Below are 24,066 nucleotides of genomic sequence, written 5' to 3'. Positions count from 1 at the left end.
TCACATAAGCCGCACAGAGCCTGCTCTGCAGCGGCCGGTGCCCGGGTTTCCGTCAGTTAAGTTTTAGCAAGGGTCTAATCAGACATGGCAGAAAAAGAAAAGACGAAAAGGAATCGGCGCGAGGAAATATTGCAGGCGTTAGCCCAGATGCTGGAATCCAGCGACGGCAGCCAACGCATCACCACCGCCAAGCTCGCCGCGAACGTGGGTGTTTCTGAAGCTGCGCTGTACCGGCATTTCCCCAGCAAGACACGGATGTTCGACAGTCTGATCGAGTTTATCGAAGACAGCCTGATCACCCGCATCAACCTGATCTTGCAGGACGAGAAAGAGACGTTTAATCGTCTGCGCCTGATTTTGCTGCTGATTCTGGGCTTTGCGGAACGCAACCCGGGGCTGACGCGCATCATGACCGGCCACGCGCTGATGTTTGAACAGGATCGCCTGCAGGGCCGCATCAACCAGCTGTTCGAACGCATCGAGGCGCAGCTGCGCCAGGTGTTGAAAGAGCGCAAATTGCGCGAAGGCAAAGGCTTTATCGTCGATGAAACGCTGCTGGCCAGCCAGCTGCTGGCCTTCTGCGAAGGCATGTTGTCGCGCTATGTGCGTTCGGAATTCCGCTATCGTCCCACGCAGGAATTCGACGCCCGCTGGCCGCTCTTGGCAGCACAGCTGCAATAATGATAACGCCGGGCATGCCCGGCGTTTTACTTACACCCCGTACTGCTCGCGGTAAGCGCGCACCGCCGCCAGGTGGTCCGCCATCTCCGGTTTCTCTTCCAGGTAGGCAATCAGGTCTTTCAGCGTCACGATCGAAATCACCTTGCAGTGATAGTCGCGTTCCACTTCCTGGATGGCGGAGATATCCGCGCGGCCGCGTTCTTGACGGTCGAGGGAGATCAGCACGCCCGCCAGCGAAGCGCCGCTGGCGCCGATGATTTCCATCGACTCGCGGATCGCGGTGCCGGCGGTGATCACATCGTCCACCAGCATCACGCGCCCCTGCAGCGGGCTGCCCACCAGCGAACCGCCTTCGCCATGGGTCTTGGCTTCCTTGCGGTTAAAGCAGTAAGGCACGTCGCGCTCATGGTGTTCCGCCAGCGCCACCGCCGTGGTGGTGGCGATAGGAATGCCTTTATAGGCCGGGCCAAACAGCAGGTCGAAATCGATGCCGGAATCCATCAGGGCTTCGGCGTAGAAGCGCCCCAACAGCGCAAGATCGCGCCCAGTATTAAACAGGCCGGCGTTGAAGAAATACGGGCTGGTGCGGCCGGATTTCAGGGTGAACTCGCCGAACTTCAATACCTGCTTGTTAAGCGCGAACTCGATAAACTGGCGCTGATAGGCTTTCATTACTGCTTCTCCTCGTCTGAATCTGCTTGGGTCTTGTCATTACTACCGCCCGATCGCCGGGCATAAAAAAGGCGACTTCTCAGTCGCCTTGAAAAATCAGTCCACCAGCGCCGCTTTCTGCGCCTGGAAGATGGTTTCGATGCCCCCTCGGGCCAGCGCCAATAGCGCCAACAGCTCATCGTGGCTGAACGGCTCGCCTTCGGCGGTGCCCTGCACTTCAATCATGCGGCCGTCTTCCATCATCACCACGTTCATGTCGGTTTCCGCCGCGGAATCTTCCACATACTCCAGATCGCACAGCGCTTCGCCATTGACGATGCCGACGGAAACCGCCGCCACCATCCCCTTCATCGGGTTAGCTTTCAGCTTGCCGTTAGCCACCAGGGTGTTCAGCGCATCGGCCAGCGCCACGCAGGCGCCGGAGATGGAGGCAGTGCGGGTACCGCCGTCGGCCTGCAGTACGTCGCAGTCGAGGGTGATGGTGAATTCACCGAGCTTTTTCAGATCCACCGCGGCGCGCAGCGAGCGGGCGATCAGGCGCTGGATCTCCAGCGTGCGGCCGCCCTGCTTGCCTTTGGCGGCTTCACGGGCGTTGCGGCTGTGGGTGGAACGCGGCAGCATGCCGTACTCGGCGGTGATCCAACCTTGCCCCTGGCCTTTCAGGAAGCGCGGAACGCCCTCTTCTACCGTGGCGGTGCACAAGACTTTGGTATCGCCAAACTCAACCAGCACTGAACCTTCAGCGTGTTTAGTATAGTGACGGGTCAGTGTCAGGGGGCGAACTTGCTGTGGTGCTCTGCCTGCAGGACGCATGGGCTCTCTCCGGCTTCAAATCAACTATTGGCTGCGCATTATACGGGCTTCGTGACGTAATGCCTATCCTGCCCGCAGCCGCGACGCTATAATCGCCCCATCTTTTCCTATTACGGGTACGCATCAATGATCCGCAGCATGACCGCCTACGCCCGGCGTGAAATCAAGGGTGAATGGGGCAGCGCAGCCTGGGAGCTGCGTTCCGTTAACCAGCGCTACTTAGAAACCTACATCCGCCTGCCGGAACAATTCCGCAGCCTGGAGCCGGTGATCCGTGAACGTATCCGTGGCCGCCTGACCCGCGGCAAAGTCGAATGCAACCTGCGTTTCGAATTGGATCCAAGCGCGCAAAGCTCGCTGATCCTGAACGAAAAGCTGGCCAAACAGCTGGTCGAAGCCGCCAACTGGGTGAAAATGCAAAGCGACGAAGGGGAAATCAACCCGATCGACGTGCTGCGCTGGCCGGGCGTGATGTCCGCGCAGGAGCAGGATCTGGACGCCATCAGCGCCGAGCTGATGCAGGCGCTGGACGGCGCGCTGGATGACTTTATCGTCGCACGCGAAAGCGAAGGCGCCGCGCTGAAAACGCTGATCGAACAGCGTCTCGACGGCGTCAGCGCCGAAGTGGTCAAAGTGCGCGCCCAGATGCCGAACATCCTGCAATGGCAGCGCGAGCGCCTGGTCAGCAAGCTGGAAGAGGCGCAGGTGCAGCTGGAAAACACCCGCCTGGAGCAGGAGCTGGTGCTGATGGCGCAGCGCATCGACGTCGCCGAAGAGCTGGACCGTCTGGAAGCGCACGTGAAAGAGACGCACAACATCCTGAAGAAGAAAGAAGCCGTCGGCCGCCGCCTCGACTTTATGATGCAGGAGTTCAACCGCGAATCGAACACCCTGGCCTCCAAGTCGATCAATGCCGACGTCACCGCCTCCGCCATCGAGCTGAAGGTGCTGATCGAGCAGATGCGCGAGCAGATCCAGAACATCGAGTGATCCCGCTCCGCACGCCATTAAGCCCGCGGCACGCGGGCTTTTTTATGGCTGCAGATCAGCGATAGGCGGCCGCCTGCTCCTCACCGATCAACCCCATTTTCTGCAGCTGCACAGCAATGCTCCAGGTTGAGCGCTCAAACTCATCGCTCAACGCTTCCAGCGTCGCCCCGGCCGCATGGCTCTCGCGCAGCCGCAGTTTTTCCTCTTCCGACCAGAGGAAATAGGCATTGGCCGGCCGACCCTCAATGAGATTTTTCTGCCGCTTCTCTTCCGGCGTCAGCCGGGCTTTTTTCTGCAGTGCGGATTCACCGTCGAACTCGTTGGCCAACGCGAACAGCAGGCGGATAGCCTCCGGCGCACAGGCCGCTGAAGCCGGTTTCAACAGCTCGCCGGTGTCGGGATTAACGCCGTTGGCCAGCGCCCTGAGCAACATGCCGGTATTCATCGTTCACCTCCTGACTTGAGAAAATGCGCGCCGGTCGCGGCGCCCTGCTCAAGCATGTTTCTCCGTCTTAGCCGAGAAAACCACGTTTTGCGCCGGGAAAAATCCCCCATTGCGAGCCAGATTCCAGGCGTCTGCACGCGTGGGGCGAAGGTTGCATCAGGTTGCGGGCCAGTAGGCTGTTCACAGGGGGCTTATGAAAAACTGCCGAGCAGCGCGTGTGGATGACATTTGGCAAGATATCCCGCACGCCATAAGTATTTTGTTCTAATTATCACGCAAGGTAATGAAAGGACGGCGATGCTGTGGCTAAATGTGTTTTTTTCCTGCCCGTGAACCGTACGGACCGTTTATGCCACAAATTCTGCAATTTATTATGGCCCTGGTGGTGATCATCGCCCTGGCGCTGCTGGTCAGCAATAATCGCAAGAAAATCCGCCTGCGCTATATCATCCAGCTGTTGGTGATCGAAGGCGCGCTGGCCTACTTCTTCCTGCACTCCGCCAGCGGGCTCAGCGTGATCAAACACGTCGCCGGCTTCTTCGACACCCTGCTCGCCTACGCCGCCCAAGGATCGGAGTTCGTATTCGGCGGCATGAGCAAGGATGGCCTGGCGTTCATCTTCCTCGGCGTTTTGTGTCCTATCATCTTTATTTCCGCCCTGATCGGCATTTTGCAGCATTTCCGCATCCTGCCACTGATCATCCGCCTGGTGGGCACCCTGCTGTCCAAGGTCAACGGCATGGGCAAGCTGGAATCGTTCAACGCCGTCAGCACGCTGGTGCTGGGGCAGTCAGAGAACTTCATCGCCTACAAGGGCATCATCGGCGACATCTCGCCGCGCCGCATGTACACCATGGCCGCGACCGCCATGTCGACGGTATCGCTCTCCATCGTCGGCGCCTACATGTCGATGATCGACGCGCAGTACGTGGTGGCGGCCTTGATCCTTAATATGTTCAGCACCTTCATCATCCTGTCGATCATCAACCCGTATCAGGTCGAAGACGAGCCGGAGCTGAAGCTGAACAAGCTGCACGAAGATCAGAGCTTCTTCGAAATGCTGGGCGAGTACATTCTGGCCGGCTTCAAGATTGCGATGATCATCGCGGCGATGCTGATCGGCTTTATCGCGCTGATCTCCGCCGTCAACGCGCTGTTCTCGGCGGTGCTCGGCATCAGCTTCCAGCAGATCCTCGGCTACGTGTTCTATCCGCTGGCCTGGCTGATCGGCATCCCGGCGGAGGAGGCCCTGAAGGCGGGCAGCATCATGGCGACCAAACTGGTGGCCAACGAATTCGTGGCGATGATTGAACTGAAGAAGATCGCGGCGGAGCTGTCGCCGCGCGGGCTGGGCATTTTGTCGGTGTTCCTGGTGTCGTTCGCCAACTTCGCCTCCATCGGCATCGTCGCCGGCGCCATCAAAGGACTGAACGAGCAGCAAGGCAACGTGGTTTCCCGTTTTGGCCTGAAGCTGGTTTACGGCTCGACGCTGGTGAGCCTGTTGTCAGCAGCCATCGCCGGCCTGGTGCTGTAATCCTCACTCCCGGCCAGGCGGCCGGGAGTGCGTTTTAAAACGCCACGCACACCGGCGCATCCACCCGCATCACCGAATCCTGCGCAAACTGCTGCTTATAGCCGCTGCGCAGCGCCTCGATATTCGCCTCGCTCTCTTTGCCCGGCGCATGGATCAGCAGCAGCGCCTTGCTGTTCTCGCGCGCCAGTTTGCCGTCGTGGCCCAGCCACTGCCCTTTGGCATCAAACACCGTCAGCCCGTCTTTAAAACGCGGCGTCACCTGGCTATCGACGAAGGTTTGCCACTCGGCGGCGGTGATCGCCGGCCCCGCCGGCCGGTTCAGGCCGAAGTAGAGCGTTGTCTGCACCAGCGGATCGCCGGTGCGGCAAGCCGGGGCGGGTGACGTTGTCTGGCGGCCTGGCGCCACGCAGCCGCTCAGCAGCAGGGCGGCAGCCATCACGGCGCAGACGGCCAGTTTCGGGGAGTTTTTCATCTGCAATCTCGATTTTTCGGTTGAAGGATTCGCTGCAAAAATCATAGTCAGCGATGGAAATTAGCGCGAAATTTCTAATGCTTTCATTAACAGCAAGATGTTAAAAAAGGCTGGTTATCGGCAATAAAAATGGTGTTTGGATTAGCTATATTAATCCGAAATGCCATCGGTGAAAAAAACTCAGTGGCGCGCGCCATCGGCGGCGATTACCCTGCCGGCCATCATTCTGACGCAAGTACGCTGTGAATCCCTTATGTTACTGAGCATCCTTTATATCATCGGCATCACCGCCGAAGCCATGACCGGCGCGTTGGCGGCCGGCCGCCGCCAAATGGACATGTTCGGCGTGATCATCATCGCCTCGGTCACCGCGATCGGCGGCGGGTCGGTGCGCGATATGTTGCTCGGGCATTTTCCGTTGGGCTGGGTCAAACACCCGGAATACATCGTCATCGTCGCAATAGCGGCAATCGTCACCACCTGGGTGGCCCCCCTGATGCGCCATCTGCGCCGCCTGTTCCTGGTGCTCGACGCCGTCGGCCTGATTGTCTTCTCGATCATCGGCGCGCAGGTGGCGCTGGATATGGGGCACAGCGCGATTATCGCCGCCATCGCCGCGGTGATCACCGGCGTCTTCGGCGGGGTGCTGCGCGATATGTTCTGCAACCGTATCCCGCTGGTGTTCCAGAAAGAGATCTACGCCGGCATCTCCTTCAGCGCCGCCTGGCTGTATATCGGCCTGCAGCACCTCAGCCTGCCGCACAATCTGGTGGTGATCCTCACGCTGGTCGCCGGCCTGAGCGCGCGTCTGATCGCCCTGCGCTTCCGCCTCGGCCTGCCGGTGTTCAACTACCAACATCCGGATCACTGATCCCGGGGCGGCAGCGCGCCGCCGCTGGGCCAAAACTGCCAAAATATCGCTCTTCAGCGCGCATATTCGCCCTTTCGACGCTTTTTCCACGCAAAGCCGCGGGCAAAATGCGAGCTAACGCTGCACCCGGCGCGTTAGCCGTGTATACTGTGCGGAGAAAATACACATCCGCTGTTTTTGGCATATCAACCGTTATCAACGAACATCATCATGGCTCAAGGCACGCTTTATATTGTCTCTGCTCCCAGTGGCGCAGGTAAATCAAGTCTGATTCAGGCTTTGTTAAAGACGCAACCGCTGTACGACACGCAGGTTTCGGTTTCGCACACCACGCGCGACAGTCGCCCGGGTGAAAATCACGGCGAGCACTATTTCTTCGTCTCGAAAGACGAGTTCCGCCGAATGATCGAGCAGGACGCGTTTCTTGAGCACGCCGAAGTGTTCGGCAACTATTACGGCACCTCACGCGCCGCCATCGAACAAGTCTTGTCGACCGGCGTGGACGTGTTTCTGGATATCGACTGGCAGGGCGCGCAGCAAATCCGCGCCAAAATGCCGCAGGCGCGCAGCATCTTCATTCTGCCGCCGTCGAAGGAAGAACTGGGCCGCCGCCTGCGCGGGCGCGGGCAGGATTCCGAAGAGGTGATCGCCAAACGCATGGCCCAGGCCGTGGCGGAAATGACGCATTACGCGGAGTACGATTACCTGATCGTGAACGATGATTTCGATCTGGCGCTGTCCGATCTGAAGACCATCATTCGCGCCGAACGCCTGCGTTTGGGCCGCCAGTTGCTGCGGCATGACGCTTTAATCAGCAAACTATTGGCAGACTGAAGGCAGTTTCAGTATCATGCCCAGTCTTTTCGTCACCTGTGGAGTAGCACAAATATGGCACGCGTAACTGTTCAAGACGCTGTAGAGAAAATTGGTAACCGTTTTGACCTGGTGTTGGTCGCTGCTCGTCGGGCGCGTCAGATCCAGACCGGCGGCAAAGATGCACTGGTTCCGGAAGAGAACGATAAGTACACCGTTATCGCCCTGCGCGAAATCGAAGAAGGCCTGATCACCAGCCAGATCCTCGACGTGCGTGAGCGCCAGGAGCAGCAAGAGCAGGAAGCCGCAGAGATTCAAGCGGTTACCGCGATTGCTGAAGGTCGTCGTTAATTAGACAGCGAGTCCGCCTTGTACCTGTTTGAAAGCCTGAATCTGCTGATTCAACGTTACCTGCCCGAGGAGCAGATTAAGCGCCTCAAACAGGCATACCTCGTCGCGCGCGACGCGCACGAGGGCCAGACACGCTCCAGCGGTGAGCCCTACATTACTCACCCGGTCGCCGTGGCCTGCATCCTGGCGGAAATGCGTCTCGATCACGAGACGCTGATGGCGGCGTTGCTGCACGACGTCATCGAAGACACCCCAGCCACCTATCAAGATATGGAACAGCTGTTCGGCAAGAGCGTCGCCGAACTGGTTGAGGGCGTCTCCAAGCTCGACAAGCTGAAGTTCCAGGACAAGAAAGAAGCGCAGGCGGAAAACTTCCGCAAGATGATCATGGCGATGGTGCAGGATATCCGCGTCGTGCTGATCAAGCTGGCCGACCGTACGCACAACATGCGCACCCTCGGTTCGCTGCGCCCCGACAAACGCCGGCGCATCGCGCGTGAAACCCTGGAAATCTACAGCCCCCTCGCCCACCGCCTGGGTATTCATCACCTGAAAACCGAGCTGGAAGAGCTGGGCTTCGAGGCGCTGTACCCAAACCGTTATCGCGTGATCAAGGAAGTGGTGAAAGCCGCGCGCGGCAACCGCAAAGAGATGATTCAAAAAATCCTTTCCGAGATCGAAGGGCGGCTGACCGAGGCCGGCATCGCCTGCCGCGTCAGCGGAAGGGAAAAACACCTTTACTCCATCTACCTCAAGATGCACCTGAAAGAACAGCGTTTCCATTCCATCATGGATATCTACGCGTTCCGGGTGATCGTCAAAGAGGTCGATACCTGCTACCGCGTGCTCGGCCAGGTGCACAGCCTGTATAAACCGCGTCCGGGGCGGGTGAAAGATTACATCGCCATTCCCAAGGCCAACGGCTATCAATCGCTGCATACCTCACTGATCGGCCCGCACGGCGTGCCGGTCGAAGTGCAGATCCGCACCGAAGACATGGATCAAATGGCTGAGATGGGGGTGGCCGCGCACTGGGCTTACAAGGAAAGAGAACAGGGCGAAACCGGCACCACGGCGCAGATCCGCGCCCAGCGCTGGATGCAAAGCCTGCTGGAGCTGCAGCAAAGCGCCGGCAGTTCGTTTGAATTTATCGAGAGCGTCAAATCCGATCTATTCCCGGATGAGATTTACGTTTTCACCCCGGAAGGCCGCATCGTCGAGCTGCCCGCCGGCGCCACGCCGGTCGACTTCGCCTATGCGGTGCATACCGATATCGGCCATGCCTGCGTCGGCGCGCGCGTCGATCGTCAGCCGTACCCGCTGTCGCAGTCGCTGACCAGCGGCCAGACCGTCGAGATCATCACCGCGCCGGGCGCACGGCCCAACGCCGCCTGGCTGAACTTCGTGGTCAGCTCGAAAGCGCGCGCCAAGATTCGCCAGATGTTGAAGAACCTCAAGCGCGACGACTCCGTCGGCCTCGGCCGCCGTCTGCTCAACCATGCGCTGGGCGGCAGCCGCAAACTGGCCGAAATCCCGCAGGAAAATATTCAGCACGAGCTGGATCGCATGAAGCTGGCGACGCTGGACGATCTGCTGGCGGAAATTGGCCTCGGCAACGCCATGAGCGTGGTGGTGGCGAAGAACCTGCAGGGCGATCAGTCCAGCCTGGGCACCTCTTCCGGCGTGCGCAACCTGGCCATCAAGGGCGCCGACGGCGTATTGATCACCTTCGCCAAGTGCTGCCGTCCGATTCCGGGCGACCCGATTATCGCTCACGTCAGCCCGGGCAAAGGGCTGGTGATCCACCATGAATCCTGCCGCAATATTCGCGGCTATCAGAAAGAGCCTGAGAAGTTCATGGCGGTCGAGTGGGATAAAGAGACCGAGCAGGAGTTCATCGCCGAGATCAAGGTGGATATGTTTAACCACCAGGGCGCGCTGGCCAACCTGACGGCGGCGATCAACGCGGCCGAGTCCAATATTCAGAGCCTGAACACCGAAGAGAAAGACGGTCGGGTTTATAGCGCCTTTATCCGCTTGACCACCCGCGATCGCATCCATTTGGCAAACATTATGCGTAAAATCCGTATCATGCCGGATGTGATCAAAGTTAACCGCAACCGAAACTAGCGCTTATGAGTCCTGAACGCTATGCGCGGATTTGTGAAATGCTCGCGACCCGGCAGCCGGATTTGACGGTCTGCCTGGAGCAGGTGCACAAGCCGCATAACGTCTCCGCCATTATCCGTACCGCCGACGCCGTCGGCGTGCATCAGGTCCACGCCGTGTGGCCCACCACCCGCATGCGCACCCTGGTCTCCTCCGCCGCCGGCAGCAACAGCTGGGTCAGCGTTAAAACCCACCGTACCATCGGCGACGCGGTCGGGCACCTGAAAACGCAGGGCATGCAAATTCTGGCTACCAACCTGTCTGCGCGCGCGGTCGATTTCCGCGAGGTGGACTACACCCGGCCAACCTGCGTGCTGCTCGGCCAGGAAAAAACCGGCATCACCGAAGAAGCGCTGGCGCTGGCCGATCAGGACATCGTCATTCCGATGATCGGCATGGTGCAATCGCTCAACGTCTCCGTGGCTTCGGCGCTGATCCTGTATGAGGCGCAGCGCCAGCGGCAGAACGCCGGCCTGTACCGTCGCGACAACAGTATGCTGGACGAAGAAGAGCAGCAGCGTCTGCTGTTCGAAGGCGGTTACCCGGTGCTGGCCAACGTGGCCAAGCGCAAAGGGCTGCCGCGCCCGCAGATCGATGAACAGGGCCAGGTGGTCGCCAGCGCCGAATGGTGGGCGGCCATGCAGGCGACGGTGCGCAAATGAAAGGCCGCCTGCTGGATGCTGTCCCACTCACCACGCTTTCCGGGGTTGGCGCCAGCCAGGCGGGCAAATTGGCCAAACTCGGCCTCGACACCATTCAGGATCTGCTGCTGCACCTGCCGCTGCGCTACGAAGACCGCACCCGCCTCTATCCGATCAACGATCTGCTGCCGGGCATCTACGCCACGGTAGAGGGGGAAGTGCTGCGCAGCGACATCAGTTTCGGCCGCCGCCGCATGCTGACCTGCCAGATCAGCGACGGCACCGGCATCCTCACCATGCGGTTCTTCAACTTCAACGCCGCGATGAAAAACAGCCTGGCCACCGGCCGCCGCGTGACCGCCTACGGCGAGATCAAACGCGGCAACCACGGCGCGGAGATCATCCATCCGGAATACCGCATTCAGGGCGAAGCCAGCGAAGTCGAGCTGCAGGAGTCGCTGACGCCGGTTTACCCCACCACCGAGGGGGTGCGGCAAGCCACGCTGCGCAAGCTGACCGATCAGGCGCTGGCGCTGCTGGATACCTGCGCCATCGCCGAACTGCTGCCGCCGGAGCTGAGCGGCGGCCTGATGAGCCTGCCGCAGGCGCTGCACACCCTGCACCGCCCGCCGCCGGACATCCAGCTGGCGGATCTGGAGCTGGGCAAACACCCGGCGCAAAAACGCCTGATCCTCGAAGAGCTGTTGGCGCATAACCTCAGCATGCTGGCGGTGCGCGCCGGCGCCCAGAGTTACCAGGCGCAGCCGCTGCTGCCGGACGATCGGTTGAAAAACCGTTTTCTCGCCCAGCTGCCGTTCTCGCCGACCGGCGCGCAAACGCGCGTGGTGGCCGACATCGAAGCCGATATGCAAAAAGACTTCCCGATGATGCGGCTGGTGCAGGGCGACGTCGGCTCCGGCAAAACGCTGGTGGCGGCGCTGGCGGCGCTGCGCGCCATCGCGCACGGCAAACAGGTGGCGCTGATGGCGCCGACCGAGCTGCTGGCCGAGCAGCACGCCAACAATTTCCGCCAGTGGTTTGAACCACTGGGGCTGGAGGTCGGCTGGCTGGCCGGCAAACAGAAAGGCAAGGCGCGCATCGCGCAGCAGGAAGCCATCGCCAGCGGCCAGGTGTCAATGGTGGTCGGCACCCACGCCATCTTCCAGGAGCAGGTACAGTTCAACGGCCTGGCGCTGGTGATCATCGATGAGCAGCACCGCTTCGGGGTACATCAGCGGCTGGCGCTGTGGGAGAAAGGCGAAGAGCAAGGCTTCCACGCCCATCAGCTGATCATGACCGCCACGCCGATCCCGCGCACGCTGGCGATGACCGCCTATGCCGATCTCGACACCTCGGTCATCGACGAGCTGCCTCCGGGCCGCACGCCGGTGACCACCGTCGCCATTCCCGATACTCGCCGCGCCGACATCATTCAACGGGTGAAGAGCGCCTGCCTGGAAGAGGGGCGGCAGGCTTACTGGGTGTGTACGCTGATCGAGGAATCTGAGCTGCTGGAAGCGCAGGCGGCGGAAGCCACCTGGGAGGAATTGAAAGCCGCATTGCCGGAGCTGAAGGTGGCGCTGGTGCACGGCCGCATGAAAGCGCAGGAGAAGCAGGCGGTGATGCAGGCGTTTAAACAGGGCGAGCTGCAGCTGCTGGTCGCCACCACGGTGATCGAAGTCGGCGTCGACGTACCGAACGCCAGCCTGATGATCATCGAAAACCCGGAGCGGCTGGGCCTGGCGCAGCTGCACCAGCTGCGTGGCCGCGTAGGGCGCGGCGCGGTGGCCTCACACTGTGTGCTGCTGTACAAAACGCCGCTGAGCAAAACCGCGCAAACGCGCCTGCAGGTGCTGCGCGACAGCAACGACGGCTTTGTCATCGCCCAGCGCGATCTGGAGATCCGCGGCCCAGGCGAGCTGCTCGGCACCCGCCAGACCGGCAGCGCCGAATTCAAGGTGGCGGACCTGCTGCGCGACCAGGCGATGATCCCCGAAGTGCAGCGCGTCGCTCGCCACCTCCACCAGCACTACCCGGAACACGCCCAGGCGCTGATTGAACGCTGGCTGCCGGAGAAGGCGCGCTACTCCAACGCATAAAAAAGGGCGCCGACGGCGCCCTCTTCTTTTTTTCTGGCTCGCGATATCACCCCACCGCCGGGAACACCGGCAGCAGCAGATACAGCTTGATGACGATGGCATTGGCGATATCGATAAAGAACGCCCCCACCATCGGCACCACCAAAAACGCCACGTGCGACGGGCCGAAACGATCGGTGATCGCCTGCATGTTGGCGATCGCCGTCGGCGTGGCACCCATGCCGAAGCCGCAGTGGCCGGCGGCCAGCACCGCCGCGTCGTAGTTCTTGCCCATCACCCGGTAGGTGACGAATATCGCGTACAGCGCCATCACCAGCGTCTGCACCGCCAGGATCGCCAGCATCGGCAGCGCCAGCGAGGCCAGCTCCCACAGGCGCAGGCTCATCAACGCCATCGCCAGGAACAGCGACAGGCTGACGTTACCCAACACCGACACCGCCCGCTCGAACACGGTATAGAAGCCGGTGAAGGCCAGCGTGTTGCTGAGGATCACCCCGACGAACAGCACGCAAACGAAGTTCGGCAGTTCAAACACAGTGCCGCTCAGCAGGCCGGCAATCAACTGCCCCAGGCTCAGACAGATGGCGATCATGGCGATGGTTTCGATCATCACCAGCGAGGTGATGAGACGGCCGCTTTCCGGCTTCTCAAAACCGCTCGGCTGCACGCTGTCATCCGGGGTGCCTTCCGGCGTAGAGGAGTGTTTGACCAGATAGCGCGCCACCGGGCCGCCGATCAGACCGCCCAGCACCAGGCCGAAGGTGGCACAGGCCATGGCGACTTCCGTGGCGTTTTCAAAAGCGTAGCGCTCGATGAACAGCTTGCTCCAGGCCGCCCCGGTGCCGTGGCCACCCGACAGGGTGATCGATCCGGCAATCAGGCCCATCAGCGGATCCAGCCCCAGCATTTTCGCCATGCCGATGCCGATGGCGTTCTGCACGATAAGCAGCCCCAGCACCACGAACAGGAACACTACCAGCACTTTGCCGCCGGCGCGCAAACGCGCCAGGTTGGCGTTCAGGCCGATGGTGGCGAAGAAGGCCAGCATCAGCGGATCCTTCAGCGACATGTCAAAACTGACTTCCCAGTTGACGAGCTTTTTCAGGGCTAACAGCAGAAGGGCCACCAGCAAACCGCCGGCGACGGGAGCGGGAATGGTATATTTTCGCAGCAGGGGAATGGTTCTGACGCACTTGCCCCCGAGGAGCAAAACCAGCGTCGCCGCGACTAACGTGCCATAAGTATCAAGATGAAACATCCAGGTACTCCATGTAAGGGAAAAGATCCAAATAAAAATAATAAGTTATAGAAAACCACTTAGTTTTTAAACTTGATGAGTGCAGGATTAGAAGTAAAAAACGCTGAGATGACAAGAAAAAATGAATGAAAATGCGACATAAACGGGAAAGTCGGCAACATAATATTTACGCGCAACCGTTTGCTTTTGCGAGGCGGGGCATTAAAATGCCTGCTTTGCCGTATCTGGAAACGCCACACCATGAGCATGTCATCCTCCGAGCTTGATGCCGCGCGCCAAGCCGCCTCAGAACCCCGCGCCAGTGAACTGATTTATCGCCTGGAAGATCGCCCGCCGCTACCGCAAACGCTGTTTGCCGCCGGCCAGCATCTGCTGGCGATGTTCGTCGCGGTGATCACACCGGCGCTGCTGATCTGCCAGGCACTGGGCCTGCCGGCACAGGATACCCAGCACATCATCAGCATGTCGCTGTTCGCCTCCGGTCTGGCTTCCATTCTGCAAATCAAAACCTGGGGACCGGTGGGTTCCGGGCTGTTGTCGATTCAGGGCACCAGCTTCAATTTCGTTTCGCCGCTGATCATGGGCGGTCTGGCGCTGAAAAACGGCGGCGCCGACGTGCCGACCATGATGGCCGCGCTGTTCGGCACGCTGATGGTCGCTTCCTGCACCGAAATTTTACTGTCGCGCGTGCTGCATCTGGCGCGCCGCATTATCACCCCGCTGGTTTCCGGCATCGTGGTGATGATCATTGGCCTGTCGCTGATTCAGGTCGGTCTGACCTCGATCGGCGGCGGTTATGCCGCGATGAACGATCACAGCTTCGGCTCGCCGAAAAACCTGCTGCTGGCCGGCGCGGTGCTGGCGGTCATCATCCTGCTGAACCGCCAGCGCAACCCTTACCTGCGCGTCGCTTCGCTGGTGATCGCCATGGCGGTCGGCTATCTGTTGGCCTGGGCGATGGACATGCTGCCCGCCGGCGCATCGGCAGCCCCAACGGCGGCGATCACCATTCCCACGCCGCTCTATTACGGCCTGGGCTTCGACTGGAACCTGCTGCTGCCGCTGATGCTGATCTTTATGGTCACTTCGCTGGAAACCATCGGCGACATCACCGCCACTTCCGACGTCTCCGAACAGCCCGTCAGCGGGCCGCTGTACATGAAGCGCCTGAAGGGCGGCGTGCTGGCCAACGGCCTGAACTCGATGCTGTCGGCGGTGTTCAACACCTTCCCCAACTCCTGCTTCGGCCAGAACAACGGCGTGATCCAACTGACCGGCGTCGCCAGCCGTTACGTCGGCTTCGTGGTGGCGCTGATGCTGATCGCGCTGGGGCTGTTCCCGGCGGTGGCCGGCTTCGTGCAGCACATTCCCGAGCCGGTACTGGGCGGCGCGACCATCGTGATGTTCGGCACCATCGCCGCCTCCGGCGTGCGCATCGTGTCGCGCGAGCGCCTGAACCGGCGCGCCATCATGATCATGGCGCTGTCGCTGGCCGTCGGCATGGGCGTCTCTCAGCAGCCGCTGATCCTGCAGTTCGCGCCGGACTGGCTGAAAACCCTGCTCTCTTCCGGCATCGCCGCAGGCGGCATTACCGCCATCGTGCTGAACCTGGTGTTCCCGCAGGAACACGAGAAAAAGTAACCCGCCCATTGACGTTCAAACGGCCGCTTGCGGCCGTTTTTTATTGTCTATCAGACCATTGCCCTTGAGATGCCCGGCCAATTGCGGCATAAACAGGGTATCTTTTTTGACCGATGCGGATGTAGACGATGAAATTTATCGGAAAGCTGTTGCTGACGTTGCTGCTGCTGACCGTGCTGGCGGCGGTGGTACTGTATCTGGTGGGGCAAACCCGCTGGGCGGCAGGCCGCCTGAGCGCCTGGATCAGCGACAACAGCGAATACCGCCTGTCGATAGGAAAAATCACCCATTCATGGCGCCAGCCGGACCAGATCGGTCTGGAAGAGGTGCAGCTGGCGCGCAATGGCCAGCCGCAGGCGCTGGCCGCCAAACGCGTCGATCTCGGCCTCAGCCTGCGCCAAATCACCGAACCGCGCTATTTCCACAGCGTCACGCTGCGTGACGGCACGCTGAACGTGCAGCCGCAGACTGCTGCGCTGCCTGTACAGGCCGACGTGCTGCAGCTGAGCAACATGGCGCTGCAGTCCAACGATAACGAGTGGCAGCTCAACGCGCAGCGGGTCAATGCCGGCATCACGCCGTGGCGCCCGCTGGCTGGCCATCTGCTGGGGGACAACAATCAGTTCCAGTTCAGCGCCGGTTCGATGACGCTGAACGGCATTCCCGCTTCGAAGGTGTTGGTGCAGGGGGAGCAAAAACAGGGCCAGCTGCTATTGAACAATTTCGGCGCCGATCTGGCGCAGGGCGACCTGACCGGCGTGGCCAGCCGCGCCGCCGACGGCAGTTGGCAAGTGGATCGCCTGCGGCTGAGCGGCGTGCGCATGCAAACCCCGTTGACGCTGGCGGAATTCATGCAGCGCTTTACCACCCTGCCGCCGGTCACCCTCAAGCGTTTCGATCTGATCGACGCGCGCCTGGAAGGCAAGGCGTGGGCGTTTAACGATCTCGATCTGTCGCTGCAAAACGTCAGCATCGAAAAAGGCGACTGGCGCAGCGAAGACGGCTCGCTCAACGTCAATGCCAGCGATGTGATCAACGGCGGTTTCCACCTGATCGACCCGATCGCCACCCTGCGCCTCTCCTCCGCCGGCATCGCCATTCAGCAATTCACCACCCGCTGGGAAGGCGGGCTGCTGCGCACCTCCGGCAACTGGCTGCGCGCCGGCAAACGCCTGCAGCTGGATGAAGTGGCCATGGCGGCGCTGGAGTACACCCTGCCAATCGACTGGCGCGAGCTGTGGCTGAAACCGCTGCCGGACTGGCTGGCGGAGGTGTACGTCACCAAGCTGACCACCAACCGCAATCTGATTATCGATATCAACCCGGCATTCCCGTTCCAGATCACCGCGCTGGACGGTTACGGCAGCAACCTGCTGCTGGCGCGCGACCACCAGTGGGGCATTTGGTCCGGTTCGTTAAACCTGAACGGCAGCGAGGCCACCTTCAACAAAATCGACGTGCGGCGCCCTTCGCTGGCGCTGAACGCCGACGCCAACCAGATCGCCGTCACCGAACTCAGCGCCTTTATGCCCAATGGGCTGCTTGAGGCCAACGCGACCGTCGCTCAGCTGCCGGGCAAACCGTTCCAGCTGACGCTGCACGGCCGTTCGGTACCGATCAATACCTTGCAGCAATGGGGATGGCAGCCGGTGCCGCTGGCGGGCGACGGCAACCTTGAGCTGCAGTTGAAAGGGCTGTTGAACAGCGACGGGCCGTTCAAAGCTTCATTGAAGGGGACTCTGCAAGCCACCGCCGGCGACGGCCAGACGGTGAACCAACAGCTGCCGTAATCTATCGCGCGGCCCACCGTCAGGCAGGGCCGCCGTTTTACTCTTCCAGCGCTTCGGAACCGCCCTGATCCAGCGGCACATCCGGCTCGGCCGGCAACACCATGTAAGTGCCTTCGAACACCGCGCCCTTATCCTCATCGCCGAACAGATGCACTTCGGCGTGCACGCGCGCGCGGCGGCCCCGCGCCAGACGCGCCAAATCACCGCTTAGCGAACCGAGATCCGCCACCGCCCGCGGCCTGCCGGTGATCGGTTTGCTGTAGCGAATGTGCGCGTCCGCCAGAATGATAGTGCCACCGAGATGGCGCTCGCGCAGCAGCAGCCAAATCAGCCCCCAGGCGGTCAGCGTCGCCAGCGAGAACAGGCTGCCGGCAAACAGCGTATGGTGCGGGTTCTGGTTGCCGATCTCCGGCATGGTAGTGACGAAGCGCTGGCCGGTGTACTGGCTGATGCGCACGCCCATCTTTTCGCTCAGGGGGATATGTTCATACCAGGCCTGCTGCAATTGGCCGCACCAGTCGGGGCGATGCAGGATATCGTCCAGCGTCGCTACCGGTTTGATCATCAAAAAGTGGCGGATCGGGGTAGTCTGCGGCGCAGTGATCTCGCCCTGATTGACGAACCCCAGCTTGGCAAAGAAATCCACCGCATCTTCACGGGCGCTGCACACCACCCGCTTCACGCCTTCCTGCCGCGCGACGGACTCCAGCGTCATCGCCACCAGCGTCCCCAGCCCTTTATCCTGCAGCGTCGGGTCTACCGCCAGAAAACGGATCGCCGCCTCGTTGTCGGCATTGATGTACAGCCGCCCGATGGCGACGATTTTACCGGCCTCGTCCACCACCATTTGGTGATGGGCCATGGCGTCATAGGCATCCTTTTCCGAACCCACCGGCTGGTGCAGCGGCTTGCGCAGCATTTCCCAGCGAAACTGGTAATACTCTTTCAGTTCTTGCTCTGTTACGGGTACTCGTAGGTGATACATAGACGCCTGTTCTCCGAATGCTTAGACCTGTAGCCAGAATGTCACCGGACCATCGTTGACCAGCGCCACCTGCATGTCGGCGGCGAACTCGCCGGTCTGGGTCTCTACGCCGCGTTCGCGGCACTGGCCAACAAAATATTGATACAACCGATCGGCTTCCTGCGGCGCGGCGCCGCGCGAGAAGCTGGGCCGCATGCCTTTGTGGGTGTCCGCCGCCAGGGTGAACTGCGAAACGACCAGCACGCTGCCCCCGGCCTGCTGGACGTTGAGGTTCATCTTGTCGTTCTCGTCGCCGAAAATGCGGTATCCCAACACGCGTTCGCACAGGCGCTGCGCTTTTTGCTCGTTATCGCCCTGCTCCACGCCCAATAACACTAACAAACCGGGGCCAATTTTGCCTACCGTCTCGCCACCCACCGTGACGCTGGCGTTTAACACCCGTTGAATCAACGCAATCATTCCTGCTGCCCTTCTGCTTTTGGTTCCTGTTGCTCCGCCTTCTGCCGGCGGTAGTCGCGATATTCGCCGATGGTCACGGTGATTTCCGCGCCAAGTAACACGATACACCAGCTCCAGTAGACCCACAGGAATAAAATCGGGATCACCGCCAGCACGCCGTAAATCAGCTGATAGGAAGGGAACATGGTGACGTACAGCGCGAATCCCTTCTTGCCCAGCTCGAACAGCAATCCGGCCACCACCGCGCCAATCAGCGCGTCTTTGGGCGGCACGCGCACCGTCGGCACGATGCAATACAGCAGCCAGAAGGAGATGCACGACAAAATCAACGGGAAGATGCGCAGCACCTGATCCACCAGGCCATTGACGCCGGTCTGCGCCAGCCAGTTGAGCGACAGCAGGTAAGAACTGATGGCCATGCTGGCGCCCACCAGCAGCGGCCCCAGCGTCAGCACCATCCAGTACACGGCGAAGGAGAAGACGATCGGCCGTTTGTTCTTGCTGCGCCAGATGGTGTTCAGCACGCTGTCCACCGAGGAAATCAGCAACAGCGCAGTGACGATCAGCCCGCAGGTGCCGACGGCGGTCATCTTGTTGGAATTGGCGACGAACTGTTCCAGGTAGTTCTGGATCACGTTGCCGGCGGCCGGCACGAAATTGGAAAAGATAAAGCTCTTCAGCTGCTCGCTGATGTCGGAAAACATCGGGAAAGCCGCGAACAGCGCGAACACCACGGTGACCAGCGGCACCAGCGACAGCAGGGAAACATAGGCGAGATGGCCCGCCAACATCGTCAGGCCATCATGATCGATACGCTGATACAGCAGCCGTCCGAAGGTGACGCCGGGCTTAATCGCAGAGGGCAGCTTCTTGCGGCGGAAAAACGACATGGTCACTCCTTGATGTCCGTTGATACGCCTTAAGCTTAACGCGCCCTGCGCTCATTGAGCAAAATAGGCCGGCACCACGTCGCGATCGGTGACGTGCACCGTCTTGATCCCCAGCGCCTGCGCGGCGAGGACGTTCGCCGGGTGATCGTCGAAGAACACCGCGTCGGCGGCGGCGGTGTTTTCCGCGGCCAGCACATGTTGATAGATATCGGCCTCCGGTTTGCGCATGCCGAGATCTTGCGACAAATAGAGATGATCGGCGGCGGCGGCCACTTCAGGATAGTGCTGCGGCCAGTAGTTGCAGTGCAGACGGTTGGTGTTCGACAGCACCACCACCCGGTGGCCTTCGTTGCGCAGGCGCTGCATGATGTCGATCACTTCCGGGCGCAGCGCGACAAATACCGCCTGCCAGCCGGTGGCGAATTGTTCGAAGCTGAGCGCAATGCCCATTTCATCGCACAGCTTGCCGGCGAAGTCTTCATCGCTGATTTCACCGCGCTCATGTTGCTGGAACACCTCACCCATGGCGAAACGATCGGACAGCACCGCCAACGGCGTGCCGCTCAAATTGCTCCACACGCCCAGCACACGCTTGAAATCGATATCGACGATCACATTACCTAAATCAAAGATATACAGCATAGTCCTCTCCTGATGGGCCGGTGAGATTTCACTGTAGCGGGAAAAGGAACAGCTGAACAGGGAGCGAACGGAAAAGCGCATAGCGCGCCGCACAAACGGGGAACAACAGAGGAAAAAACTCAGGGCGCGAGAACCGCGCCCTAAGCATGAGACACTCAATCAGCGATTAAGCGTCTTTTGGACCGCGGCTGGCACGCTTACGATCGTTTTCCGTCAGGTGACGCTTACGGATACGGATCGAGGTTGGCGTCACTTCTACCAGTTCGTCGTCATCGATGAACTCCAGAGCTTGCTCCAGGGTCATTTTGATGGCCGGAACCAGGGTAGTCGCTTCGTCAGTACCGGAAGCACGCATGTTGGTCAGCTTCTTACCGGTCAGGCAGTTTACGGTCAGGTCGTTGGAACGTGAGTGAATACCGATGATCTGGCCTTCATACACTTCCGCACCGTGGCCCAGGAACAGCTTGCCGCGATCCTGCAGGCCGAACAGCGCGAAAGCGACCGCTTTGCCCTGGCCGTTGGAGATCAGCACGCCGTTCTGACGCTGGCCCACTTCGCCCGGACGCACGTCGTCGTAGTGGCTGAAGGTGGAGTACAGCAGGCCGGTACCCGAAGTCATGGTCATGAATTCGTTACGGAAGCCGATCAGACCGCGGCTTGGGATCACGTAGTCGAGACGCACGCGGCCCTTACCGTCCGGATCCATGTTTTTCAGGTCGGCTTTACGCTCACCCATCGCCTGCATCACGGAACCCTGATGCTGCTCTTCGATATCCAGCGTTACGTTCTCGAATGGCTCCTGCTTGCGGCCATCGATTTCGCGGAAGATAACTTTCGGACGGGAAACCGCCAGCTCGAAACCTTCGCGACGCATGTTTTCGATCAGCACCGACAGGTGCAGCTCGCCACGACCGGATACGCGGAAGGCGTCCGCATCGTCGGTTTCTTCGACGCGCAGCGCCACGTTGTGCACCAGCTCTTTGTTCAGACGATCCAGGATCTGACGCGAGGTCACGTACTTACCTTCTTTACCGCAGAACGGCGAGGTGTTGACGTTGAAGAACATGGTTACGGTCGGTTCGTCGACGGACAGCGCCGGCAGCGCTTCTACGGCGTTGGTGTCGCAGATGGTGTCGGAGATGTTCAGCTCGCCCAGGCCGGTGATGGCGATGATGTCGCCCGCTTCCGCCAGGGTGCTGTCGATACGCTCCAGACCCAGGTGACCCAGCACTTTACCCACTTTACCGTTGCGAGTTTTGCCTTCGCTGTCGATGATGGTGACCTGCTGGTTCGGCTTCACTTTACCGCGCTTGATGCGGCCGATGCCGATAACGCCCAGGTAGTTGTTGTAGTCCAACTGGGAGATCTGCATCTGGAATGGCGCTTCCAGCTCAACCTGCGGCGCAGACACGTGGTCGACGATCGCCTGATACAGCGGGGTCATGTCTTCCGCCATGTCGGTGTGGTCGACGCCGGCGATGCCGTTCAGCGCAGAAGCGTAGATGATCGGGAAGTCGAGCTGCTCGTCGGTCGCGTCGAGGTTCACGAACAGGTCGAACACCTGATCCACAACCCAGTCAGGGCGCGCGCCAGGACGGTCAACCTTGTTGATGACCACGATCGGCTTCAGACCGTTGGCGAAGGCCTTCTTGGTCACGAAGCGGGTTTGCGGCATAGGGCCATCCATTGCATCCACAACCAGCAGCACCGAGTCAACCATCGACATCACGCGCTCTACCTCGCCGCCGAAGTCGGCGTGTCCCGGGGTATCCACGATGTTGATACGGTAACCGTTCCAATTAATGGCGGTGTTTTTTGCGAGGATGGTAATCCCACGCTCTTTCTCCAAATCGTTGGAGTCCATTACGCGTTCGGTAGCTTCCGCACGCTCTCCGAAAGTACCGGATTGTTGCAGCAGCTTATCAACCAGGGTGGTTTTACCATGGTCAACGTGGGCAATAATGGCGATGTTACGCAAATTTTCGATCACAGCTTTGCCTCGGGCATTAGAAATAGCGCGCTATTGTACACGTATTAAGCGAGGGACTAAACAAGATCACAACCATCTCTTATAAACAACCGCGTACCGGTCAGTTTGTGATCCCTTTCACGGTGCAAAAAGCCGCAATCGTTGCACTTTTGCACCATTTCAGTGCCCATGTCCACCCCAATTGCACCATTTCGGTGCAATTTATCACTAATGGTGCATACTGTGGTTGGGTAAAACCCGCGCAGAAAGGCGATGAAAGCCTTTTTTAAAAGTTGGCACGCTTTTCGCTTTAGTCTTTTCAAGGCGAAAAAAAGCCAGTTCCACAGATTCGTTCCACGACGACGACAATGATAAACCGGGAGAGTTAAGTATGTCCGCTGAACACGTTTTGACGATGCTGAATGAGCATGAAGTGAAATTCGTAGACCTGCGTTTCACTGACACCAAGGGTAAGGAACAGCACGTGACTATCCCGGCTCACCAGGTAAACGCCGACTTCTTCGAAGAAGGTAAAATGTTTGACGGCTCCTCTATCGGTGGTTGGAAGGGCATCAACGAATCTGACATGGTGCTGATGCCGGACGCCAGCACGGCGGTTCTGGATCCGTTCTTCGAAGAACCTACGCTGATCATTCGCTGTGACATTCTCGAGCCGGGCACCATGCAAGGCTACGATCGCGACCCGCGTTCCATCTCCAAACGCGCCGAAGACTTCCTGCGCTCCTCCGGCATCGCGGACACCGTGCTGTTCGGGCCAGAGCCTGAGTTCTTCCTGTTCGACGACATCCGCTTCGGCAGCAGCATCCGCGGTTCCCACGTGGCGATCGACGATATCGAAGGCGCCTGGAACTCCGGCACAAAATACGACGGCGGCAACAAAGGCCACCGTCCGGCGGTGAAAGGCGGTTACTTCCCGGTTCCACCGGTCGACTCTTCGCAGGATCTGCGTTCCACCATGTGTCTGACCATGGAAGAGATGGGCCTGGTGGTTGAAGCGCACCACCACGAAGTGGCGACCGCCGGTCAGAACGAAGTGGCAACCCGCTTCAACACCATGACCAAGAAAGCCGACGAAATTCAGATCTATAAGTACGTGGTGCACAACGTGGCGCACGCCTTCGGTAAAACCGCGACCTTCATGCCGAAGCCCATGTTCGGCGACAACGGTTCCGGCATGCACTGCCACATGTCGCTGTCCAAGAACGGCACCAACCTGTTCGCCGGCGACAAATACGGCGGCCTGTCTGAAACCGCACTGTTCTACATCGGCGGTATCATCAAGCACGCCAAGGCGATCAACGCGCTGGCCAACCCGACCACCAACTCGTACAAACGTCTGGTGCCAGGCTACGAAGCGCCGGTGATGCTGGCTTACTCCGCCCGTAACCGCTCCGCGTCCATCCGTATCCCGGTGGTCGCCAGCCCGAAAGCGCGCCGCATCGAAGCCCGCTTCCCGGATCCGGCGGCTAACCCATACCTGTGCTTCGCCGCACTGCTGATGGCCGGCCTGGACGGCATCATCAACAAGATCCACCCTGGCGACGCCATGGACAAAAACCTGTACGACCTGCCGCCGGAAGAAGAAGCCGAGATCCCAAAAGTGGCCGGCTCGCTGGACGAGGCGATGGCCGCGCTGAACGAAGACCACGAGTTCCTGACCCGCGGCGGCGTGTTCACCGACGATGCGATCGATGCCTACATCGAACTGCGCAAAGAAGAGATGGACCGCGTTCGCATGACGCCACACCCGGTCGAGTTCGAACTGTACTACAGCGTCTAAGCCCTACCCGCGCCGTCTGCAAAGGCGGACGGCGCCCACAATTTTTGTTATCGCTTTTTTGTTGCCGTGGAAACTTTCAG

General features: G+C 60.1%; 22 protein-coding genes. 12 read left to right on the top strand and 10 right to left on the bottom strand.

What is annotated here, in order from left to right:
- Positions 1-84: 84 nt before the first annotated feature.
- Positions 85-681 carry a nucleoid occlusion factor SlmA gene (slmA, locus tag ACMGF7_RS08205; protein WP_004931203.1) on the top strand — a complete coding sequence of 199 codons (597 nt, stop codon included), beginning with the start codon at positions 85-87 and terminating at the stop codon, positions 679-681.
- Between the two features lie 30 nt (positions 682-711).
- Here the strand turns inward: slmA and pyrE are convergent, their stop codons facing one another.
- On the bottom strand, positions 712-1,353 hold the full coding sequence (pyrE, locus tag ACMGF7_RS08200) for an orotate phosphoribosyltransferase (RefSeq protein ID WP_004931204.1): 642 nt from the start codon (positions 1,351-1,353) through the stop codon (positions 712-714).
- Between the two features lie 96 nt (positions 1,354-1,449).
- Positions 1,450-2,166, bottom strand: coding sequence for a ribonuclease PH (gene rph, locus ACMGF7_RS08195; RefSeq protein WP_004931205.1), 717 nt, complete (start codon positions 2,164-2,166; stop codon positions 1,450-1,452).
- Positions 2,167-2,292: 126 nt separating this feature from the next.
- Here rph and ACMGF7_RS08190 point away from each other — a divergent pair, with 126 nt between their 5' ends.
- Positions 2,293-3,156, top strand: coding sequence for a YicC/YloC family endoribonuclease (locus ACMGF7_RS08190; RefSeq protein ID WP_015379441.1), 864 nt, complete (start codon positions 2,293-2,295; stop codon positions 3,154-3,156).
- A gap of 55 nt (positions 3,157-3,211) precedes the next feature.
- Here the strand turns inward: ACMGF7_RS08190 and ACMGF7_RS08185 are convergent, their stop codons facing one another.
- Positions 3,212-3,601, bottom strand: coding sequence for a hypothetical protein (locus tag ACMGF7_RS08185; RefSeq protein WP_197799329.1), 390 nt, complete (start codon positions 3,599-3,601; stop codon positions 3,212-3,214).
- Between the two features lie 349 nt (positions 3,602-3,950).
- On the opposite strand from ACMGF7_RS08185, the gene ACMGF7_RS08180 reads away from it, so the two are divergent.
- On the top strand, positions 3,951-5,135 hold the full coding sequence (locus ACMGF7_RS08180) for a NupC/NupG family nucleoside CNT transporter (RefSeq protein ID WP_004931212.1): 1,185 nt from the start codon (positions 3,951-3,953) through the stop codon (positions 5,133-5,135).
- A 34-nt stretch (positions 5,136-5,169) separates the two neighbouring features.
- Here the strand turns inward: ACMGF7_RS08180 and ACMGF7_RS08175 are convergent, their stop codons facing one another.
- Entirely contained in the window at positions 5,170-5,607 is a 438-nt protein-coding gene (locus ACMGF7_RS08175; protein ID WP_197799330.1) for a DUF3574 domain-containing protein, read from the bottom strand.
- Positions 5,608-5,860: 253 nt separating this feature from the next.
- On the opposite strand from ACMGF7_RS08175, the gene ACMGF7_RS08170 reads away from it, so the two are divergent.
- The 6 genes from ACMGF7_RS08170 (at position 5,861) to recG (ending at position 12,551) form a co-directional block, all read left to right on the top strand.
- Entirely contained in the window at positions 5,861-6,478 is a 618-nt protein-coding gene (locus tag ACMGF7_RS08170) for a trimeric intracellular cation channel family protein (RefSeq protein WP_025304704.1), read from the top strand.
- 210 nt (positions 6,479-6,688) lie between these two features.
- Positions 6,689-7,312: a guanylate kinase gene (gmk, locus tag ACMGF7_RS08165; protein WP_033636481.1), complete on the top strand. Its 624-nt coding sequence runs from the start codon at positions 6,689-6,691 to the stop codon at positions 7,310-7,312.
- A 54-nt stretch (positions 7,313-7,366) separates the two neighbouring features.
- Complete coding sequence (rpoZ, locus tag ACMGF7_RS08160; protein ID WP_004931221.1) at positions 7,367-7,642, top strand: DNA-directed RNA polymerase subunit omega; 276 nt, start codon at positions 7,367-7,369, stop codon at positions 7,640-7,642.
- Between the two features lie 18 nt (positions 7,643-7,660).
- Positions 7,661-9,772 carry a bifunctional GTP diphosphokinase/guanosine-3',5'-bis pyrophosphate 3'-pyrophosphohydrolase gene (gene spoT, locus ACMGF7_RS08155; RefSeq protein WP_004931224.1) on the top strand — a complete coding sequence of 704 codons (2,112 nt, stop codon included), beginning with the start codon at positions 7,661-7,663 and terminating at the stop codon, positions 9,770-9,772.
- Between the two features lie 5 nt (positions 9,773-9,777).
- Positions 9,778-10,473 (top strand): tRNA (guanosine(18)-2'-O)-methyltransferase TrmH, encoded by a 696-nt coding sequence (gene trmH, locus ACMGF7_RS08150; RefSeq protein WP_049240854.1) that lies wholly within the window; start codon positions 9,778-9,780, stop codon positions 10,471-10,473.
- Positions 10,470-12,551, top strand: coding sequence for an ATP-dependent DNA helicase RecG (recG, locus tag ACMGF7_RS08145; RefSeq protein WP_015379447.1), 2,082 nt, complete (start codon positions 10,470-10,472; stop codon positions 12,549-12,551). Before trmH ends, recG begins: the two co-directional genes overlap by 4 nt.
- 46 nt (positions 12,552-12,597) lie before the next feature.
- On the opposite strand, the gene gltS is transcribed toward recG, so the two are convergent.
- Positions 12,598-13,809: a sodium/glutamate symporter gene (gene gltS / locus ACMGF7_RS08140; protein WP_273890422.1), complete on the bottom strand. Its 1,212-nt coding sequence runs from the start codon at positions 13,807-13,809 to the stop codon at positions 12,598-12,600.
- Positions 13,810-14,049: 240 nt separating this feature from the next.
- On the opposite strand from gltS, the gene ACMGF7_RS08135 reads away from it, so the two are divergent.
- Entirely contained in the window at positions 14,050-15,450 is a 1,401-nt protein-coding gene (locus ACMGF7_RS08135; protein ID WP_021504483.1) for a nucleobase:cation symporter-2 family protein, read from the top strand.
- A gap of 128 nt (positions 15,451-15,578) precedes the next feature.
- Positions 15,579-17,240, top strand: a complete 1,662-nt coding sequence (locus ACMGF7_RS08130; RefSeq protein ID WP_273890421.1) for an AsmA family protein — start codon at positions 15,579-15,581, stop codon at positions 17,238-17,240.
- Between the two features lie 37 nt (positions 17,241-17,277).
- Here ACMGF7_RS08130 and fabY read toward each other — a convergent pair whose 3' ends face one another.
- The 5 genes from fabY to typA form a co-directional block, all read right to left on the bottom strand.
- Positions 17,278-18,225 (bottom strand): fatty acid biosynthesis protein FabY, encoded by a 948-nt coding sequence (gene fabY, locus ACMGF7_RS08125; protein ID WP_004931235.1) that lies wholly within the window; start codon positions 18,223-18,225, stop codon positions 17,278-17,280.
- Between the two features lie 21 nt (positions 18,226-18,246).
- The gene (dtd, locus tag ACMGF7_RS08120; RefSeq protein ID WP_015379450.1) at positions 18,247-18,684 is read right to left on the bottom strand and encodes a D-aminoacyl-tRNA deacylase; all 438 of its coding nucleotides are present in this window, start codon (positions 18,682-18,684) and stop codon (positions 18,247-18,249) included.
- Positions 18,681-19,574, bottom strand: a complete 894-nt coding sequence (locus ACMGF7_RS08115) for a virulence factor BrkB family protein (protein ID WP_021504485.1) — start codon at positions 19,572-19,574, stop codon at positions 18,681-18,683. The genes dtd and ACMGF7_RS08115 overlap by 4 nt, the downstream gene beginning before the upstream one ends.
- A gap of 51 nt (positions 19,575-19,625) precedes the next feature.
- The gene (gene yihX / locus ACMGF7_RS08110) at positions 19,626-20,216 is read right to left on the bottom strand and encodes a glucose-1-phosphatase (RefSeq protein ID WP_004931242.1); all 591 of its coding nucleotides are present in this window, start codon (positions 20,214-20,216) and stop codon (positions 19,626-19,628) included.
- Positions 20,217-20,382: 166 nt separating this feature from the next.
- Complete coding sequence (gene typA / locus ACMGF7_RS08105) at positions 20,383-22,206, bottom strand: ribosome-dependent GTPase TypA (protein ID WP_004931243.1); 1,824 nt, start codon at positions 22,204-22,206, stop codon at positions 20,383-20,385.
- A gap of 370 nt (positions 22,207-22,576) precedes the next feature.
- Between typA and glnA the strand changes: the two genes are divergently transcribed.
- Positions 22,577-23,986, top strand: coding sequence for a glutamate--ammonia ligase (gene glnA, locus ACMGF7_RS08100; RefSeq protein ID WP_420286415.1), 1,410 nt, complete (start codon positions 22,577-22,579; stop codon positions 23,984-23,986).
- The last annotated feature ends 80 nt before the right edge of the window (positions 23,987-24,066 follow it).

This window comes from Serratia sp. BNK-17 (genome assembly GCF_048684935.1).
Lineage (GTDB): Bacteria > Pseudomonadota > Gammaproteobacteria > Enterobacterales > Enterobacteriaceae > Serratia > Serratia nematodiphila.
Note: the sequence above shows the minus strand (reverse complement) of the source record. Positions and strands in the feature narration are given on the sequence as shown.

Coding starts and splice junctions, on each gene's coding strand:
- slmA (WP_004931203.1), top strand. CDS start 85: ATGGCAGAAAAAGAAAAGACGAAAAGGAATCGGCGCGAGGAAATATTG.
- pyrE (WP_004931204.1), bottom strand. CDS start 1,353: ATGAAAGCCTATCAGCGCCAGTTTATCGAGTTCGCGCTTAACAAGCAG.
- rph (WP_004931205.1), bottom strand. CDS start 2,166: ATGCGTCCTGCAGGCAGAGCACCACAGCAAGTTCGCCCCCTGACACTG.
- ACMGF7_RS08190 (WP_015379441.1), top strand. CDS start 2,293: ATGATCCGCAGCATGACCGCCTACGCCCGGCGTGAAATCAAGGGTGAA.
- ACMGF7_RS08185 (WP_197799329.1), bottom strand. CDS start 3,601: ATGAATACCGGCATGTTGCTCAGGGCGCTGGCCAACGGCGTTAATCCC.
- ACMGF7_RS08180 (WP_004931212.1), top strand. CDS start 3,951: ATGCCACAAATTCTGCAATTTATTATGGCCCTGGTGGTGATCATCGCC.
- ACMGF7_RS08175 (WP_197799330.1), bottom strand. CDS start 5,607: ATGAAAAACTCCCCGAAACTGGCCGTCTGCGCCGTGATGGCTGCCGCC.
- ACMGF7_RS08170 (WP_025304704.1), top strand. CDS start 5,861: ATGTTACTGAGCATCCTTTATATCATCGGCATCACCGCCGAAGCCATG.
- gmk (WP_033636481.1), top strand. CDS start 6,689: ATGGCTCAAGGCACGCTTTATATTGTCTCTGCTCCCAGTGGCGCAGGT.
- rpoZ (WP_004931221.1), top strand. CDS start 7,367: ATGGCACGCGTAACTGTTCAAGACGCTGTAGAGAAAATTGGTAACCGT.
- trmH (WP_049240854.1), top strand. CDS start 9,778: ATGAGTCCTGAACGCTATGCGCGGATTTGTGAAATGCTCGCGACCCGG.
- recG (WP_015379447.1), top strand. CDS start 10,470: ATGAAAGGCCGCCTGCTGGATGCTGTCCCACTCACCACGCTTTCCGGG.
- gltS (WP_273890422.1), bottom strand. CDS start 13,809: ATGTTTCATCTTGATACTTATGGCACGTTAGTCGCGGCGACGCTGGTT.
- ACMGF7_RS08135 (WP_021504483.1), top strand. CDS start 14,050: ATGAGCATGTCATCCTCCGAGCTTGATGCCGCGCGCCAAGCCGCCTCA.
- ACMGF7_RS08130 (WP_273890421.1), top strand. CDS start 15,579: ATGAAATTTATCGGAAAGCTGTTGCTGACGTTGCTGCTGCTGACCGTG.
- fabY (WP_004931235.1), bottom strand. CDS start 18,225: ATGTATCACCTACGAGTACCCGTAACAGAGCAAGAACTGAAAGAGTAT.
- dtd (WP_015379450.1), bottom strand. CDS start 18,684: ATGATTGCGTTGATTCAACGGGTGTTAAACGCCAGCGTCACGGTGGGT.
- ACMGF7_RS08115 (WP_021504485.1), bottom strand. CDS start 19,574: ATGTCGTTTTTCCGCCGCAAGAAGCTGCCCTCTGCGATTAAGCCCGGC.
- yihX (WP_004931242.1), bottom strand. CDS start 20,216: ATGCTGTATATCTTTGATTTAGGTAATGTGATCGTCGATATCGATTTC.
- glnA (WP_420286415.1), top strand. CDS start 22,577: ATGTCCGCTGAACACGTTTTGACGATGCTGAATGAGCATGAAGTGAAA.